The organism is Bacillus cereus group sp. MG9, assembly GCF_040459995.1.
GTDB lineage: Bacteria > Bacillota > Bacilli > Bacillales > Bacillaceae_G > Bacillus_A > Bacillus_A mycoides.
Genome location: NZ_JARVHC010000001.1, coordinates 769,147 through 784,944 on the forward strand (window position 1 = coordinate 769,147; position 15,798 = coordinate 784,944).

The window sequence follows — 15,798 nt, forward strand, 5'->3', positions numbered from 1 at the left end:
TATATGGGCCTATAGCTCAGCTGGTTAGAGCGCACGCCTGATAAGCGTGAGGTCGATGGTTCGAGTCCATTTAGGCCCACCATATATATTCCGCAGTAGCTCAGTGGTAGAGCTATCGGCTGTTAACCGATCGGTCGTAGGTTCGAGTCCTACCTGCGGAGCCATGGCCCGTTGGTCAAGTGGTTAAGACACCGCCCTTTCACGGCGGTAACACGGGTTCGAATCCCGTACGGGTCATAAAAAAAGAGTCAGCATATTGCTGACTCTTTTTTTATTATGTATAAGCCTCTTTTTATCACCTTATTTTCCTGAAATAAATAAAGGGATTTAGGAAAAGCTATGGTATGTATTAAAAGGAGGAGATGAAAAATGACGCAAGTTAGAGAACTTATGAGTACTCATATCGTACATTGTACACCATTAGACAATGTATATGAGGCAGCTGTAAAAATGAAGGAAGAATCGGTTGGATTGATTCCTGTTATTGAAAATAAACAAGTTGTTGGGCTTGTTACTGATCGAGACTTAGTTGTTCGTGGGATTGCTGAAAAACATCCTGGATCTAATCAAATTACAAATGTAATGACAACAAACATTGTTTCAGTTTCTCCAGACGATTCTATTGAAAAAGCTACAGAATTAATGGCACAATATCAAATTAGACGGTTACCGGTTGTTGAGAGCGGTCAACTTGTTGGGATGCTAGCACTAGGTGATTTAGCTATAAGAAAATCAGCAGATGATCAAGCAGGGTTTGCTTTAAGTGAAATCTCAGAGCATATGGAATAAATTATGTATAAAGATCAGATACATTATTCTAGTATATACGGATTAAACTAATATGTTAGCGTGATGTATCTGAGACATTATATAATAAGTATAGAGTCAATATTTTTGACAGTTTTTTTAAATTTGTCATTCCTAATTTTTAATAAGAGAAAAAATGATATACTGAGAGATATAAGTGTTATTATAGATTTTGAATATAACAATATTCGTTGTTAATGATGTAATAATGAATTAATATTTCCTACGTAGATAAAGTGAAACTTTAATTATTGGGGGGTGTCCATCCCCCAATAATTATTAGTTGAACCAATCGGGCTTTTATGGGCAGTTTTATCTCCCACCTAACTTCCTCGCATTCGCAGAATTTTGAGGTGGGAGTCTTACTGCCCGCAAATAGCGGGATAAAAAGGGAAGGGGAATTATATGAGGGCTGTACAGGGCGATCCAAATTGGAATTTGGTTACAGATACATATATAGAACCAAATAATTTCGCTGAGTTATTTTCTTTGCTTGTACCTTGTCATCCAAAAGGTGAAAGGAAAGAGCGAACTATATTAGTATGGAAAGAAAAAGAATTTTATAAAGAAGAAAATTTAGCGGCATTTATCGTATATGGCATGAATAAAGTAAAGAATTTACCGCAGTTTCATAAAGATGAAATTCCAACTCTAGTACGTATTCTTCGTTTATGTCAAGAGATTGGTTGGTATGAAGAGGCAAATGCTTTTATGATAACCCAAGGGCTAGATGAATTTGTCCGAACTTCATTGGAGTATGAAACATGGGATCTTTTGACGAAAGCAGTTGCTTTAAACTATTTAATTATTAAATATCGTATTGGTGAATTAACAGCTGAGGATGTAGAAATTTGGGAGCGAGTTAAATTTAGTGAGAAATGTATAACAGATTGCAAACATCTATTATCTCATAAAGAAGTATTGGAATTTACATTCTTTTATATGTGTAAGCGAGCTAAAACACTGTCAAAAGAGCAATTAAATAGTGATATGATGAGTCTGGCAATGTATTGTAATACTTTTGTATATGATTTATATACACATGACTTATTACGAAAGTATCGTAAGTGTACAGACTTCCTATCATATTATGGACCTAGTCAAGCAGTTTTAGCTTGTCAAAGAGCTGTACTTTCACAAATTTCCGATCGATTAGACCCTTTAAAGACAACTCATGTAGATGATTATTTATATGTGATGAAAGAAATGATGGAGCATATGACGATAGGGGTAATGGATCGGTATGGTCATTTTATTGGAAAGCTACTATCATATGTACCATTTTTCGAAATGATCCAAGTTCCACAGCATGCATATTATTGTGAAGAATTACTGTATATTTGTAAGGGAATTGAATACAAAGAAGAAATACTACGCAATTATATATTTATACAATTACATGATTGTTTACCATCATTCTTTAAACTATTTCTTAAAAATAAGCGTTATGCAACGATTCATGATATTCTTTTCTATTGGTGCGACGATGAACAAAGAATGAGCTTAGAGAAAAAATATAATCTTAGTTTCATTTATGAAAAATATGCTTGTGGATAAACCATATTTTACATATTAAAAATTAATATAAATTAAAAAGGATCTCAAGTTTATGTGAGATCCTTTTTTTGTTAGTAGAGCAAGGAGAAAGTAACTAAGATAAGAAATAACATTCCATAAAGGAGAAATTGTGCAGTATAACTTCCTTGTATACCAAAAAAAGTATTCATTTTTTCATATAAATTCAATATATATTTCATTGGATTATCTTTGAAAGATTGGTACACAGTGTCTCCTCTTTCTAAGCTTCTTGTTCATGTTTTTGGTTATTAGGAACATGAACGTATCTAGCTATGAATAATAAAACACCTATAAAGAATACAGGAAGTACGGTAGATAAATAAAAACCATTACTAATTATATTTGTTATAAGAGCACTTAAAAGAAAAATTACATTATAAATATGGGCAATTTTTTGTTTTAGCCGCATTTGTAATGCTTCCATAATGATTTCTAAAGCAACAAAAGCAATAATAATAGATAAAAATACAGTGTTCGTATTATAAATGATTAAACAACAGATTAAACCTAAAAAGGCCAGGTATTCAATAAAGAGAGGTATATTGCGTGGCATATAATTTACCTAACTAAATATGGCAGTGGGTTTACTGCATTTGTTTTTTCAAAATTCCATTCCCCATTATGTAATTCAAAATGGAGATGTTGCCCGTATGAATGACCTGTGTTTCCCATATGACCTACTAATTGTCCAGTTTGTACTTGATCACCAGCTTGTACAGTGCGATCCTTCATATGAGCATAAACTGTTGTATATAATTTCCCATTTATTTGATGGGCGATGAACACGACATTGCCGTAGCTAGCCGAATAATAAGATTTCACAACCTTACCTGCAGCAGCAGCTTGAATAGAGACATTTCCTTGTGCTGCTATATCTATACCATAATGCATTTGCTCCCAGCGCATATCAAAAGTGGAGCTGATTTTCCCTTGAGTAGGGAATTTGAAAACTGCTGGAATTGATGCAGGTTGAGCTGTTTTAGCTTGTGCTTGATTTTGATTTTGCACTACATAGTGTTTTGCTACATATCCGTATCCTGTGCCAAAACGAATTTTATACCAAGTACCTACCGTTTCTACTACTTGCACTTGTGTACCATTTTGTAATGAGCCAAGTAGAGTGCCACTTGTGCTAGCATTGCTACGTACATTTAATTTTGGTGTTGCAACAGTATAAGAAGGAGAACCTTGTACTGTTACACCTTTTACTAAAGGTGTGGATCCATTAGATACAAATGTTTTTTGTACGTAACCAATTTGACCGTTATGTAATATTTTGTACCAATCTCCTTGTTCACCTTGAATGGTAATGAATTGACCATTTGGTAATATATCTAGAATAGAAGACTCTGTATTAGGTTCAGAACGAACGTTTAATGCGTTTGCATTTACGATATATTGAGACTTTGGTTGAACATTTTTTTTGAATAGAATTGCATCTTTTTTCATATAGCCTGTTTTGTTGTTAACAGATACTTTATACCAATCTTGAACTGTTTCAAGAATAGTAACCGGGCTATTAAATCGAATGGTATCAACTATTGCACTGTCTGTATGGCTATTTTGATGTAGTGCAACGTTGTCAATTTTTACATATCCAGTTTTTACTGTAGATGGTTGCTTAGCAGCCGCTGTTTGTATATCGGATTCTCCCATAGAAGGAAGTAAAGAAGCAATTGCGATAGTAGTTGCTGTTAAAGCTGTGGCTTTCATATTCATGTAATAAAGACCTCCTCTAGTTGTATAGTTGTAATTTTATTATAGTATAAAGATATAATATATTGGTCGTATTCACATAAATGTAATATGAAATCAATAAAAATAATGTCAGAAGAGAGATTCGTATATAAATATTGTATATATCATTTGTGAGGTCGCATTTATATTTGTTTAACACGTTAAGATTTAATTCGCAATTAAGAAAATTAAAACAGTTGATGATGTCTTATGGCGATGTTATACTGACAGTGATAATTTTATAGTTTGCTAGGAGGGCTGGTGTTGCCAGCTGAGAGTAGGGCCATAAGCCTTTGATCCTTTTTATTACCTGATCTAGATTATGCTAGCGTAGGGAAGCAATTCGGACATTAACAATGAGTCCCCGTTTCTTTGCGTATAGAAACGGGGCTTTTTTATTTGAAAATTTCATATTAACACCACTAGGGGTGCTTTTCGTGCTGAGAGAGGAATAATCCTTAACCCTTACAACACCTGATCTAGATAATACTAGCGAAGGGAAGTGGAACAACGAATAAATTATAATTTTATTTGCTGTAACCACTTCTTATATACAGAAGTGGTTTTTTTATTGAGATAAATAGATATATAGGAAGGGGAATTATTAATGAAATTTTGTGAAAGATTATTTGATACGGTGCAGCCTGTTTGGGAGAAAAGTCATAATCATCCGTTTGTAGTAGGTATGGGGGATGGTACGTTGGAAAAAGACAAATTCCAGTACTATATTATTCAAGATTATTTATATTTGTTAGATTATGCAAAGCTATATGCAATTGGGGTTGTAAAGGCAACGAATCCACAAGTTATGGCAAAATTTGCAGAGCAAATTGATGGGATTTTAAATGGAGAAATGACGATCCATAAACAGTATGCAAACAAACTTGGCATTACTGTAGAGGAGATAGAATCTGCGAAACCATCTGCTAAAAATTTAGCCTATACAAATTACATGATGTCTGTATCTCAAAATGGCACACTTGCAGAATTAATATCAGCTTTACTTCCATGTATGTGGAGCTATTGGGAGATCGGAAAGCGTTTAAATGATATTCCTGGAGCAAGCGATCATGAGTTCTTTGGAGAGTGGATTCAAGGATATAGTTCTGAAGAATACGGTAACCTTTGTATTTGGTTAATAGATTTATTAAATGAAATGGCAGTTGGAAAGTCAGAGAAAGAGCTAGACCGATTAGAGGAGATTTTCTTATATTCCAGCCGATTTGAATATTTATTCTGGGATATGGCTTATCGTAAGGAGATGTGGGGTTTTGAGGAGCAAGAACATACTACAGTTTCATAATGTTACCTTTCATTATGATGAGAAACCAATCATCAATGAATTAAATGCTTCTATACAAGATAAAGAGTTTGTAAGTATTATCGGGCCGAGTGGATGCGGGAAAAGTACTTTATTTCGCCTTATTACAGGCTTAGAAGAGGCAAGTACTGGACAGATAGAGCTGACAAAAACAAAGAGTCATCCTGTAGGGTATATGCCCCAAAAAGATATGCTCTTGCCGTGGAGGACGATTATTGAGAATGCTGCCCTGCCGCTAGAGTGCCAAGGTGTGCAGAAGAAAGAAGCGCAAGTAAAAGCGAAAGAACTGTTACATAAATTTGGTTTACAAGGGTACGAGAAAAAATATCCGAAAGATTTATCTGGTGGTATGAGGCAACGCGTATCTTTTATCCGAACTTTATTAACAGGCGGGGAGATATTATTGTTAGATGAACCGTTTAGCGCATTGGACGCTTTAACGAAGGCATCTTTGCAAGAATGGTTGTTTGAACAATGGAAAGAGTGGGAAAAAACAATTTTATTTATCACTCATGATGTTGAAGAAGCATTGTTTCTTTCTAATCGAATTTTGGTTGTAGAAAATCGACCGATAGCAACTTTAACTGAGCGAATTGTGCCGCTTGATCGTAACCGAACAAGAAAAGATTTATATAAGCCTGAAGTGTTAGCGCTTAAAGAAGAGCTCCTTAGTATGTTACAAAGGCAGGTACTCGTATGATGAATCGCTTGAAGGAGTTATTACCTGCCCTAATATTAAGTGGAATTTTACTTGCTCTGTGGGAAGTAGGAGCAAGAATTGTAGATGAGATGTACATTTTGCCATCACCTTCTGCAATTGTAATGAAGATATGGGCGCTGAAAGATATATTATTTACGGTTCATTTACCTGCAACGTTGTACGTCGTTTTAATAGGCGTTGTTATTTCTATCGTACTGGGCGTAGGGCTAGCAATGTTAATGAATGCGAGTACGTGGATGGAAAGAGCATTTTATCCGTTATTAGTTGCTTCACAAACCATCCCGATTACTGCGCTTGCACCGCTCTTCGTTTTATGGTTTGGATATACCATCTGGAGTAAGGTTGTTGTTACCGTTTTAATTACGTTTTTCCCAATTGCGGTCAATACGTATGATGGACTGCGCAGTACGAAAAAAGAATGGGAGGAGCTATTAGTTACATATGGTGCAACGAAAAAAGATGTTTTTCTAAAGCTAAAGTTGCCATCTGCTCTTCCTTACTTTTTTTCAGCGTTAAAAATTGCGGTACCACTTAGCGTTATTGGGGCAGCGATTGGTGAATGGCTCGGTGCACAAGCTGGGCTTGGATATTTCAGTAAAAGAATGATGACGCAGTTAGACGGAGCTGGTGTATTTGCACCAATTGTATTGTTATCATTATTAGCTATTTTCTTCGTCATACTTATTTCTATATTGGAAAATAAATTTATTAGTTGGAGGAAACATTCATGAAATTATTAAAACGCATCTTTGTGTTTACATTATTAGTTGCAATGATTGCAGGATGTTCGAGTAACTCGGCATCAGATAAGAATAAATCAGAAAAAGAAATAACAGTAATGCTTGATTGGTACCCGAATGCGGTACATAGCTTTATTTATACGGCAATTGAAAAAGGATACTTTAAAGAAGAAGGAGTCAAGGTGAATATTAAATTCCCTTCTAATCCGACTGATCCATTAACGCTAGCGGCAGCAGGGAAAGTGACAGTTGGTTTGTATTATCAACCAGATGTTGTCATGGCAAAAGCAAATGAACAAATTCCAGTGAAATCAATTGGAGCTGTCGTACGTTCGCCATTAAATCATGTTGTATCGCTGAAATCAGCAGGTATTAAGTCACCTAAAGACTTAGAAGGAAAAACAGTTGGATATTCTGGAACACCTTTAAGTGAAGCATATTTAAAAACAATGGTAAAAGAAGATGGTGGTAATCCAGATACAGTAAAAGTAGTCGATGTTGGATTCGATTTAGTACCAGCGTTAATTACGAAAAAAGTGGATGCTGTAACAGGAGCATACATTAACCATGAAGTACCTGTTATGCGTCATGAGGGCCATGAACCAGCGTACTTTAATCCAGCTGATTACGGTGTGCCGAATTATCATGAACTTGTGTTTGTAACAGGTGATAAAACTTTGAAAAAGGATAAAGAAGCATTACAGGCCTTTTTACGTGGTGCGAAAAAAGGATATGATTTCATGAAGAAAAATCCGGATGAAGCATTGAATATTTTATTAAATCATCAAGAAAAAGAAAACTTCCCACTTGTACCAGAAGTTGAAAAAGAAAGTATGAAAATTTTATTAGAGAAGATGGAAACGAAAGATGAGCCATTCTTATCAGATTCAAAAGAGTCATGGGAGAAACAAAATAAATGGCTGAAAGAAAAAGGAATGACGAAAGAAATCGTTCCAGCCGATGAATTATTCGAAAACATTTTAAAGTAGGCGAATGAATATGAAAAATGAGCTCCATGTAATCTCAAATGGTCACATGCCATTCGAAGAGTTAGTAAATGTAGCGATGCAAATTGAGAGTGAGATTGATTATTTGCATATTCGTGAGCGTGAGAAAAGTACGAAGGAATTGTATGAAGGTGTGGAAAGTCTTTTGGAGAAAGGCTTTCCGACATCGAAGATAGTGATAAATGATCGAATTGATATTGCTATTCTATTAAATATTCCGCGTGTGCAGCTAGGATATCGAAGCGCAGATGTAAGGTCAGTGAAAGAAAAGTTTTCTTATTTGCATGTTGGTTATTCAGTACATTCTCTAGATGAAGCGATAGTGGCATTTAAAAATGGAGCGGATTCCCTCGTTTACGGTCATGTATTTCCAACGGCTTGTAAAAAGGATGTGCCAGCAAGAGGATTAGAAGAAATTGCTGATATGGCAAGGTGTTTATCCATACCAATAACTGCAATTGGTGGAATCACTCCTGAAAATACAGGTGATGTTCTTGCAAATGGTGTAAGTGGCATTGCTGTTATGTCCGGGATTATAAGCAGTAGTAATCCGCATAGCAAGGCGAAATCTTATAAGGAATCAATAAGAAAGTGGGCGGAAAAACATGTGTAAGAAGTACGATGTAGCGATTATTGGCGGAGGTGTAATTGGTAGTTCAGTTGCACACTTTCTAGCAGAAAGAGGGCATAAAATAGCGATTGTAGAGAAGCAAGGAATCGCATCTGAAGCTTCGAAAGCAGCTGCTGGTTTGCTCGGTGTTCAGGCAGAATGGGATGCATATGATCCGTTGTTTGAGCTTGCTAGAGAAAGCCGTGCTATATTTCCACAACTTGCAGCAGTTTTACGTGAAAAAACAGGCATCGATATTGGGTATGAAGAAAAGGGCATTTATCGCATCGCTCAAAATGAAGATGAGAAGAAAAGAATTCTTCATATTATGGATTGGCAGCAGAAAACAGGTGAAGATTCCCGATTTCTAACGGGGGACCATTTACGGGAAAAAGAGCCGTTTCTTTCCGAGTCAATTATAGGAGCGGTATATTATCCGAAAGATGGTCACGTTATTGCACCAGAGCTTACGAAAGCATTCGCACATTCTGCAGCAATTTCCGGTGCTGATATATATGAACAAACAGAAGTGTTTGATATTCGTATTGAAAATAATAAAGTGACTGGAATTGTTACGAGCGAAGGTGTTATCACATGTGAAAAAGTTGTTATTGCGGGTGGTTCATGGAGTACGAAATTACTACATTATTTCCATAGTGATTGGGGCACGTATCCTGTGAAGGGTGAAGTTGTTGCAGTAAGAAGCAGGAAACCTCTCTTGAAAGCTCCTATTTTCCAAGAAAGATTTTACATCACACCGAAACGTGGTGGCCGTTACGTAATTGGGGCAACAATGAAGCCTCATACGTTTAATAAGTCTGTACAACCAGAAAGTATTACTGCCATATTAGAGCGTGCCTACACAATATTGCCTGCTTTAAAAGAAGCAGAATGGGAAAGTACGTGGGCTGGGTTAAGACCGCAGTCTAATCATGAAGCTCCTTATATGGGAGAGCATGAAGAAATAAAAGGTTTATATGCTTGTACGGGCCATTATCGAAACGGCATTTTATTAAGTCCTGTTTCTGGTCAGTATATGGCTGATTTAATAGAAGGAAAGCAGGAGAATCACTTGCTAGATTCATTGCTTTCTAAAACGGTTTAGAAAGGGGATGGAAGTTTGAATTTAAAAATTAATGGTAACCAAATTGAAGTACCAGAGAGTATAAAAACAGTAGCTGGGCTACTTACACATTTAGAGTTAGATAACAGAATTGTTGTAGTAGAACGTAATAAAGATATTTTACAAAAAGATGATCATAACGATACATCTGTTTTTGATGGGGACCAAATTGAGATTGTAACTTTCGTAGGAGGCGGTTGATTATGTTAAACATTGGACAATTTTCATTTCATTCTAGACTTTTATTAGGAACAGGGAAATTCCCTGATTTTGATGTGCAGCAAAAGGCAATTGATGTTTCTGAGGCTGAGATTTTAACATTCGCAGTACGTCGTATGGATATATTTGATGCGAAGCAGCCTAATTTATTAGAGAAACTTGATGTGAAAAAATATACGTTACTACCGAATACAGCAGGAGCAAAAAATGCTGAAGAAGCTGTTCGTATTGCAAAATTAGCAAAAGCTTTTGGACTTTGTGACATGATAAAAGTAGAAGTTATTGGTGATGATAGAACGTTATTACCTGATCCAGTAGAAACGTTAAAGGCATCTGAAATGTTACTAGAAGAAGGATTTATCGTTCTTCCTTACACATCTGATGATGTTGTATTAGCACGCAAACTACAAGAACTTGGTGTGCATGCGATTATGCCAGGAGCATCACCAATTGGATCAGGACTTGGTATTGTAAATCCATTAAATTTAAGCTTCATTATTGAACAAGCGACAGTACCAGTTATCGTTGACGCAGGTATTGGTAGCCCAGCTGATGCGGCATTTGCGATGGAATTAGGAGCGGATGGTGTGTTATTGAATACAGCTGTGTCGGGAGCAAAAGATCCTATTAAGATGGCACAAGCAATGAAATTAAGTATTGAGGCAGGTCGTTTAGGTTTTGAAGCAGGTCGTATTGCACGCAAGCGCTGCGCGACAGCAAGTAGTCCTTTAGAAGGAATGAGCGTAGTTGAATAATCGATATTCTCGCCAAGAACTATTTTCTCCAATTGGGGAAGAAGGGCAACAAAAGCTAGGAGAAAAGCATGTACTTATTATCGGTGCAGGTGCATTAGGTAGTGCAAATGCAGAGATGTTTGTAAGGGCAGGCGTTGGTAAGGTAACAATTGTTGACCGCGATTATGTAGATTGGAGTAATTTACAAAGGCAGCAATTGTATGCAGAGTGTGATGTAGAGAATAACCTTCCGAAGGCTGTGGCGGCAAAAAAACGTCTAGAAGAGATTAATAGTGAAGTAAGAGTAGAAGCTCTCGTGCAAGATGTAACGGCTGAAGAATTAGAAGAACTCGTTACAAATGTTGATGTAATCATCGATGCGACTGATAATTTCGAAACGCGTTTCATTGTGAATGATGTAGCGCAAAAATATTCTATTCCATGGGTTTACGGGGCATGTGTAGGAAGTTACGGTCTGTCTTATACTATTCTTCCAGGCAAAACGCCATGTTTATCTTGTTTATTACAATCGATTCCACTTGGCGGAGCGACATGTGACACAGCGGGGATTATATCACCTGCTGTATCTCTTGTCGTTTCTCATCAAGTAACGGAAACACTTAAACTGTTAGTAGAAGATTATGACTCGCTTCGAGATGGGCTTGTATCATTTGATGTATGGAAAAATGAATATTCATGTATGAATGTGCAAAAGCTTCGTAAGCATAATTGTCTATCGTGCGGTGAGAACGCATTATACCCGTATTTGAATAAAGAAAACACTTCAAAAACAGCCGTTTTATGCGGGAGAAATACAGTTCAAATTAGACCACCTCATAAAGAGGAAATGGATTTTGAACAATATAAAAAATTGCTGAATGATCGTGTGACTGATTTAAATATAAATCCATATTTATTATCCTTTTCTGTTGGAGAAAAGAGATTAGTTGCCTTCAAAGATGGTCGTGTACTTGTGCATGGAACAAAAGATATAAGTGAAGCGAAAACAATTTATCATCGCTATTTTGGGTAGAAAAGGATGAGTGGGATGAAAGTGAATAAAGCTTTAACAATTGCAGGATCTGATAGCGGAGGCGGCGCTGGAATTCAAGCAGATTTAAAAACTTTCCAAGAGCTTGGTGTGTATGGAATGACGGCTATTACAGCAATTACTGCTCAAAATACGCTTGGCGTTCAAGGGGTATATCCTGTTTCTTTAGAAGGAATTACGGAACAGCTGAATTCAATTGGTACGGATTTAACACCAGATGCTGTAAAACTGGGAATGTTATTTAGTAGTGAAATTATTCAAATTGTGGCAGAGCATATTAAGAAATTTGGCTGGAATAATATTGTGCTAGATCCTGTTATGATTGCTAAAGGCGGTGCGTCATTATTACAACAAGAAGCAGTACAAGCATTAAAAGAATATTTATTGCCAGTAGCAACTGTTGTAACACCGAATGTTCCTGAAGCAGAAGTGTTAACTGGAATGGAGATTCATAATGTAGAAGATAGTAAGGAAGCTGCAAAAGTATTGCACGAATTAGGTGCTAAATATGTGCTTATGAAGGGCGGACATGCAGAATATCAAGGTAATGAAGTAATTGATTTACTCTTCGATGGAGAAGAGTTTATTGAATTTAGAAGCGAGCGAATTCCTTCGAAGCAAACGCACGGAAGCGGGTGTACATTTGCGTCTGCAGTTACAGCAGGACTTGCTAAAGGGTATTCAATTGAAGAGGCAGTTCAAGAGGCGAAACAATTTATTAGCATAGCGATTGAAGAGCCGTTGAATATTGGAAGTGGTCATGGGCCGACGAATCATTTTGCGTATAAATGGAATAAAGCGCGTGCATAAGTAAGTGAAAAGCCAGTTTTGTAACTGGCTTTTTTTTCTGTTTACTTTTTCCAAATACAGGAGTAATATATCAGCCAGAATACATTTTTTGTAATACGCTGAGTCCAAATGTATGGAGCGGAGGAACCAATTTGTGCGTCGTCACTAGGGGTGAATCTTTCAATTTTGAAAGTAGGGCTACTCTCAAAGCCCGAATCCGACAGCTAACTTCGTAAGCGTCTTGAGAGAGGGCGGTGCCATGATGGATATATCACTTCGTCGGTCTGATTAGTATAGGAGAATATCAATCTATGTTTGAGTTCTTTTATGCTAAGGAGGATGAGGTACATGGAATTAACGCTTATTTGCGTTGGAGAAGAAAATAAGGTAAAGAGTTTAAGAGAGCTAGCAGCATTTCAGCATGAGTTAATTATTTTTACAGCAAATGAAGAGATAGCAGATCAAGTTAGAAATTGTGGATTTGATTGGACTTATAGCTGTACTAAGGAGCAGGATTTTACTAGTATTTGCGAGCATATTAAGAAGGTGATTTTACTAGGAGATGAGCTTCCGATAGTTAGTTTCTTCACAGAACGCATTCGTTTTTCTTTTCAAGCGCCTATTACTGTTGTTACAAGGAATAAACGATATCCGGCCAGGCTCTATGAAACAATTGGAGCTAAATTTGTAGTGTTTACGAACTGTGATAATATTTCTTTTTTATTTTTTGAATAAGGTGGGGGAAATGAAGATGAAAGTGTTGTTACTAGGAGATATAGCGAATCGTTGGGCGATATCGGTAGAGAGAGTTCACGAATTGGTAGTGCTCGATCCTCTTTTTCCAGGGCCATATATTATATTACCATCAAAAGATGTTTTGTATTTAGAGACGGATATTACCGAATATGAGCAGTTACATGCAGAATTATCACAAGTTTATATTCGAGGGAGAAATTTGCGTGCTTTTTTGCGTGGAGAATAAAGGTTGAATGAAAAAAGAGCGAATGCTGAGTGCAACAAGCTATGCACTTCATGTAATTCGCTCTTTTTATTTCATATTTAAAGGATCATTTTTATGAAAAAGAAAGAAAAGACAAGAAAACAGATGAAAAAATATTAATAACACTCAATGTAAACGCTTAAATGACGGAATATTTTCGTATTTTAAGAAATTCTCCTCTTTACAAGTTAAATATAGAGGAGTATATTTACTCTCATAAATCATTCATGAAATTTCCAAAAAAACCTAAAATCGCTGAGTTCCAGAAATGGAGCGGGGGAACCAATTTTGTGCATTGTCACTTGGGGTGAATCTTTCAATTTTGAAAGTAGGGCTACTCTTTAGGCCCGAATCCGACAGCTAACCTCGTAAGCGTTTAGAGAGGAGGTTTACTTTGTGTTGTTCGTTTCGAACACTAAGTAGAGCTTAGTGTTCTTTTTTTGATAACTAGATGGTAAATTTTAACAAAAGTGAGGGGTAGTTATGTTAGATGTTGTAATGATCGGTATTTTTGTTGGGTTAGTCGCATCGATGGCAAGTCTTGCAAGTTGGTCAGATAAAGTTGTGAAAGAAGGGAAGCAATCATGATGATTGCCTTATCGGTTATTGTTGCAGCGATTATGGTGTACTTAGTGTACGCATTATTAAATCCAGAAAAGTTTTAATTAGGGGGAATCATTCATTATGATTTGGGTTGCAGTCGTTATTACAATGCTCTTGTTTATTTTAGTAGCAAAGCCAACGGGAATTTATTTAGAGAAAGCCTTTCAAGGTAGTAAAACGCTAGATAAAGTATTCGGGCCTTTTGAAAAACTTATTTTTAAAATTACGGGTGTAAAAGCATACAATCAAACGTGGAAACAGTACGCATTATCATTAGTTTTACTCAATGGATTTATGATTGTTGTTGTATATTTCATTTTCAGATTACAAGGCGTATTGCCATTAAATCCAGCGCATATTGAAGGGATGGAGCCTACGCTCGCTTTTAATACAGCAATTAGTTTTATGGCTGATACAAACTTACAGCATTATAGCGGTGAAAATGGCTTATCTTATTTATCACAATTAATCGGGATTACATTTTTAATGTTTGCGGCACCAGCAACGACGTTAGCGCTCGTTATGGCATTTATAAGAGGGCTCGGTGGAAAAGAACTTGGTAACTTTTTCGTTGATTTTACGAGAGCATTAACGAGAGTTTTTCTTCCTATCGCATTTATTGCGGCGTTGGTCTTTGTCGCACTTGGTGTACCACAAACGTTAGACGGGGCAGTTACGGCACAAACAATTGATGGTGCGAAGCAAAGTATTTTACGTGGTCCAGTTGCATCATTCGTTTCAATTAAGGAACTTGGAAATAACGGCGGTGGATTTTTCGGGGCAAACTCTACACATCCTTTTGAAAATCCAGGGCAAATGAGTAATATTTTGCAAATGATGCTTATGATGTTATTGCCAACAGCACTTCCATTTACGTACGGACGAATGGTAGGAAATAAAAAACAAGGTCGTATCCTTTTCGTGTCACTATTCATGGTGTTTTTACTAGGATTTATAACGATTACGACATCTGAATTACATGGAAATCCAGTGTTAAATGGAATGGGTATCGAACATGTACAAGGAAGTACAGAAGGAAAAGAAGTCCGATTTGGAACAGTATTTTCTTCCCTTTATGCGACAGTAACGACAGCTGCGGAAACAGGGGCCGTTAATACGATGCATGATACGTTAACACCAATTGGTGGTCTAGTTCCACTCGTAAATATGATGTTAAATACAGTATACGGCGGTGTTGGAGCAGGTTTTGTGAACATTATTATGTATGCAATTATTGCAGTCTTTATATCTGGTTTAATGGTTGGACGGACACCGGAGTTTTTAGGTAAGAAAATTGAAGGTAAGGAAATGAAATTGATTGCGGTAACGATTTTATTTCATCCATTGCTTATTTTAGGGTTTTCAGCATTAGCTCTTTCAACAAGCTTAGGAACGGATGCAATTTCTCATTCAGGTTTCCACGGTTTAACGCAAGTTGTTTATGAGTATACATCATCAGCTGCGAATAACGGATCTGGATTTGAAGGATTGGGGGATAATACACCGTTTTGGAATATTACGACTGGTTTAGTTATGTTTTTAGGACGCTATTTCAGTTTAATTACGATGCTAGCTGTTGCAGCTTCACTGAAAGAGAAGACGGTAGTACCAGAAACAGTCGGGACATTCCGTACGGATAATGGTTTATTTGGAGGGATCTTTATCGGAACAATTGTAATTGTTGGTGCGTTAACATTCTTCCCGATGTTAGTACTTGGCCCAATTGCAGAATTTCTTACATTGAAGTAATGGAGGGGA

General features: G+C 36.6%; 19 protein-coding genes, 3 tRNA genes and 4 riboswitches. Of the genes, 20 read left to right on the forward strand and 2 right to left on the reverse strand.

Features of this window, described 5'->3' with window-relative positions; genetic code table 11:
• The first annotated feature begins 5 nt into the window (after window positions 1-5).
• The 5 genes from QCI77_RS03840 to QCI77_RS03860 all read left to right on the forward strand — a co-directional run bounded on the left by QCI77_RS03840 (window position 6) and on the right by QCI77_RS03860 (window position 2,364).
• Window positions 6-82: transfer RNA gene (locus tag QCI77_RS03840), tRNA-Ile, on the forward strand.
• A gap of 7 nt (window positions 83-89) precedes the next feature.
• Window positions 90-164: transfer RNA gene (locus tag QCI77_RS03845), tRNA-Asn, on the forward strand.
• 1 nt (window position 165) lies between these two features.
• Window positions 166-237: transfer RNA gene (locus QCI77_RS03850), tRNA-Glu, on the forward strand.
• A gap of 132 nt (window positions 238-369) precedes the next feature.
• Entirely contained in the window at window positions 370-789 is a 420-nt protein-coding gene (locus QCI77_RS03855; protein ID WP_002010634.1) for a CBS domain-containing protein, read from the forward strand.
• A gap of 423 nt (window positions 790-1,212) precedes the next feature.
• Window positions 1,213-2,364 (forward strand): DUF3965 domain-containing protein, encoded by a 1,152-nt coding sequence (locus QCI77_RS03860; RefSeq protein ID WP_012260335.1) that lies wholly within the window; start codon window positions 1,213-1,215, stop codon window positions 2,362-2,364.
• A 241-nt stretch (window positions 2,365-2,605) separates the two neighbouring features.
• On the opposite strand, the gene QCI77_RS03865 is transcribed toward QCI77_RS03860, so the two are convergent.
• Complete coding sequence (locus QCI77_RS03865) at window positions 2,606-2,938, reverse strand: hypothetical protein (protein ID WP_002010638.1); 333 nt, start codon at window positions 2,936-2,938, stop codon at window positions 2,606-2,608.
• Between the two features lie 5 nt (window positions 2,939-2,943).
• Window positions 2,944-4,104: an SH3 domain-containing protein gene (locus tag QCI77_RS03870; RefSeq protein WP_002029853.1), complete on the reverse strand. Its 1,161-nt coding sequence runs from the start codon at window positions 4,102-4,104 to the stop codon at window positions 2,944-2,946.
• Window positions 4,105-4,363: 259 nt separating this feature from the next.
• Window positions 4,364-4,476: riboswitch (TPP riboswitch) on the forward strand.
• 60 nt (window positions 4,477-4,536) lie between these two features.
• A riboswitch (TPP riboswitch) is annotated at window positions 4,537-4,640 on the forward strand.
• An 89-nt stretch (window positions 4,641-4,729) separates the two neighbouring features.
• Between QCI77_RS03870 and tenA the strand changes: the two genes are divergently transcribed.
• From tenA to kdpA, 15 genes are all read left to right on the forward strand, one after another.
• Window positions 4,730-5,425: a thiaminase II gene (gene tenA, locus QCI77_RS03875; RefSeq protein WP_061675219.1), complete on the forward strand. Its 696-nt coding sequence runs from the start codon at window positions 4,730-4,732 to the stop codon at window positions 5,423-5,425.
• On the forward strand, window positions 5,394-6,143 hold the full coding sequence (locus QCI77_RS03880) for an ABC transporter ATP-binding protein (protein ID WP_078176273.1): 750 nt from the start codon (window positions 5,394-5,396) through the stop codon (window positions 6,141-6,143). Before tenA ends, QCI77_RS03880 begins: the two co-directional genes overlap by 32 nt.
• Entirely contained in the window at window positions 6,143-6,895 is a 753-nt protein-coding gene (locus tag QCI77_RS03885; RefSeq protein WP_340780029.1) for an ABC transporter permease, read from the forward strand. Before QCI77_RS03880 ends, QCI77_RS03885 begins: the two co-directional genes overlap by 1 nt.
• Window positions 6,892-7,893, forward strand: coding sequence for an ABC transporter substrate-binding protein (locus tag QCI77_RS03890; RefSeq protein WP_242237848.1), 1,002 nt, complete (start codon window positions 6,892-6,894; stop codon window positions 7,891-7,893). Before QCI77_RS03885 ends, QCI77_RS03890 begins: the two co-directional genes overlap by 4 nt.
• A 10-nt stretch (window positions 7,894-7,903) precedes the next feature.
• Window positions 7,904-8,524 (forward strand): thiazole tautomerase TenI, encoded by a 621-nt coding sequence (gene tenI / locus QCI77_RS03895; RefSeq protein WP_353825754.1) that lies wholly within the window; start codon window positions 7,904-7,906, stop codon window positions 8,522-8,524.
• A complete protein-coding gene (thiO, locus tag QCI77_RS03900; protein ID WP_353824524.1) occupies window positions 8,517-9,626 on the forward strand; it encodes a glycine oxidase ThiO in 1,110 nt (369 codons plus the stop codon). Before tenI ends, thiO begins: the two co-directional genes overlap by 8 nt.
• A 15-nt stretch (window positions 9,627-9,641) precedes the next feature.
• On the forward strand, window positions 9,642-9,845 hold the full coding sequence (thiS, locus tag QCI77_RS03905; protein ID WP_002010653.1) for a sulfur carrier protein ThiS: 204 nt from the start codon (window positions 9,642-9,644) through the stop codon (window positions 9,843-9,845).
• 2 nt (window positions 9,846-9,847) lie between these two features.
• The gene (gene thiG / locus QCI77_RS03910) at window positions 9,848-10,618 is read left to right on the forward strand and encodes a thiazole synthase (RefSeq protein ID WP_353824525.1); all 771 of its coding nucleotides are present in this window, start codon (window positions 9,848-9,850) and stop codon (window positions 10,616-10,618) included.
• Window positions 10,611-11,630: a thiazole biosynthesis adenylyltransferase ThiF gene (locus tag QCI77_RS03915; RefSeq protein WP_353824526.1), complete on the forward strand. Its 1,020-nt coding sequence runs from the start codon at window positions 10,611-10,613 to the stop codon at window positions 11,628-11,630. Before thiG ends, QCI77_RS03915 begins: the two co-directional genes overlap by 8 nt.
• 6 nt (window positions 11,631-11,636) lie before the next feature.
• The gene (thiD, locus tag QCI77_RS03920; RefSeq protein ID WP_353824528.1) at window positions 11,637-12,458 is read left to right on the forward strand and encodes a bifunctional hydroxymethylpyrimidine kinase/phosphomethylpyrimidine kinase; all 822 of its coding nucleotides are present in this window, start codon (window positions 11,637-11,639) and stop codon (window positions 12,456-12,458) included.
• A gap of 86 nt (window positions 12,459-12,544) precedes the next feature.
• A riboswitch (cyclic di-AMP (ydaO/yuaA leader) is annotated at window positions 12,545-12,692 on the forward strand.
• A gap of 93 nt (window positions 12,693-12,785) precedes the next feature.
• Window positions 12,786-13,172 carry a hypothetical protein gene (locus tag QCI77_RS03925; protein ID WP_060749973.1) on the forward strand — a complete coding sequence of 129 codons (387 nt, stop codon included), beginning with the start codon at window positions 12,786-12,788 and terminating at the stop codon, window positions 13,170-13,172.
• Window positions 13,173-13,188: 16 nt separating this feature from the next.
• Entirely contained in the window at window positions 13,189-13,419 is a 231-nt protein-coding gene (locus QCI77_RS03930; RefSeq protein WP_061675212.1) for a hypothetical protein, read from the forward strand.
• Window positions 13,420-13,680: 261 nt separating this feature from the next.
• Window positions 13,681-13,826: riboswitch (cyclic di-AMP (ydaO/yuaA leader) on the forward strand.
• 94 nt (window positions 13,827-13,920) lie between these two features.
• A complete protein-coding gene (locus tag QCI77_RS03935) occupies window positions 13,921-14,025 on the forward strand; it encodes a SipW-dependent-type signal peptide-containing protein (RefSeq protein ID WP_000887888.1) in 105 nt (34 codons plus the stop codon).
• Window positions 14,025-14,102, forward strand: coding sequence for a K(+)-transporting ATPase subunit F (gene kdpF / locus QCI77_RS03940; protein ID WP_353825755.1), 78 nt, complete (start codon window positions 14,025-14,027; stop codon window positions 14,100-14,102). The genes QCI77_RS03935 and kdpF overlap by 1 nt, the downstream gene beginning before the upstream one ends.
• Before the next feature lie 19 nt (window positions 14,103-14,121).
• Window positions 14,122-15,789, forward strand: a complete 1,668-nt coding sequence (kdpA, locus tag QCI77_RS03945) for a potassium-transporting ATPase subunit KdpA (RefSeq protein ID WP_353824529.1) — start codon at window positions 14,122-14,124, stop codon at window positions 15,787-15,789.
• Window positions 15,790-15,798 lie beyond the last annotated feature (9 nt).

Excerpts from the sequence above, each read along its gene's own strand:
- QCI77_RS03855 (WP_002010634.1), top strand. The coding sequence starts at position 370 with ATGACGCAAGTTAGAGAACTTATGAGTACTCATATCGTACATTGTACA.
- QCI77_RS03860 (WP_012260335.1), top strand. The coding sequence starts at position 1,213 with ATGAGGGCTGTACAGGGCGATCCAAATTGGAATTTGGTTACAGATACA.
- QCI77_RS03865 (WP_002010638.1), bottom strand. The coding sequence starts at position 2,938 with ATGCCACGCAATATACCTCTCTTTATTGAATACCTGGCCTTTTTAGGT.
- QCI77_RS03870 (WP_002029853.1), bottom strand. The coding sequence starts at position 4,104 with ATGAATATGAAAGCCACAGCTTTAACAGCAACTACTATCGCAATTGCT.
- tenA (WP_061675219.1), top strand. The coding sequence starts at position 4,730 with ATGAAATTTTGTGAAAGATTATTTGATACGGTGCAGCCTGTTTGGGAG.
- QCI77_RS03885 (WP_340780029.1), top strand. The coding sequence starts at position 6,143 with ATGAATCGCTTGAAGGAGTTATTACCTGCCCTAATATTAAGTGGAATT.
- QCI77_RS03890 (WP_242237848.1), top strand. The coding sequence starts at position 6,892 with ATGAAATTATTAAAACGCATCTTTGTGTTTACATTATTAGTTGCAATG.
- tenI (WP_353825754.1), top strand. The coding sequence starts at position 7,904 with ATGAAAAATGAGCTCCATGTAATCTCAAATGGTCACATGCCATTCGAA.
- thiO (WP_353824524.1), top strand. The coding sequence starts at position 8,517 with ATGTGTAAGAAGTACGATGTAGCGATTATTGGCGGAGGTGTAATTGGT.
- thiG (WP_353824525.1), top strand. The coding sequence starts at position 9,848 with ATGTTAAACATTGGACAATTTTCATTTCATTCTAGACTTTTATTAGGA.
- thiD (WP_353824528.1), top strand. The coding sequence starts at position 11,637 with ATGAGTGGGATGAAAGTGAATAAAGCTTTAACAATTGCAGGATCTGAT.
- QCI77_RS03925 (WP_060749973.1), top strand. The coding sequence starts at position 12,786 with ATGGAATTAACGCTTATTTGCGTTGGAGAAGAAAATAAGGTAAAGAGT.
- QCI77_RS03930 (WP_061675212.1), top strand. The coding sequence starts at position 13,189 with ATGAAAGTGTTGTTACTAGGAGATATAGCGAATCGTTGGGCGATATCG.
- QCI77_RS03935 (WP_000887888.1), top strand. The coding sequence starts at position 13,921 with ATGTTAGATGTTGTAATGATCGGTATTTTTGTTGGGTTAGTCGCATCG.
- kdpF (WP_353825755.1), top strand. The coding sequence starts at position 14,025 with ATGATTGCCTTATCGGTTATTGTTGCAGCGATTATGGTGTACTTAGTG.
- kdpA (WP_353824529.1), top strand. The coding sequence starts at position 14,122 with ATGATTTGGGTTGCAGTCGTTATTACAATGCTCTTGTTTATTTTAGTA.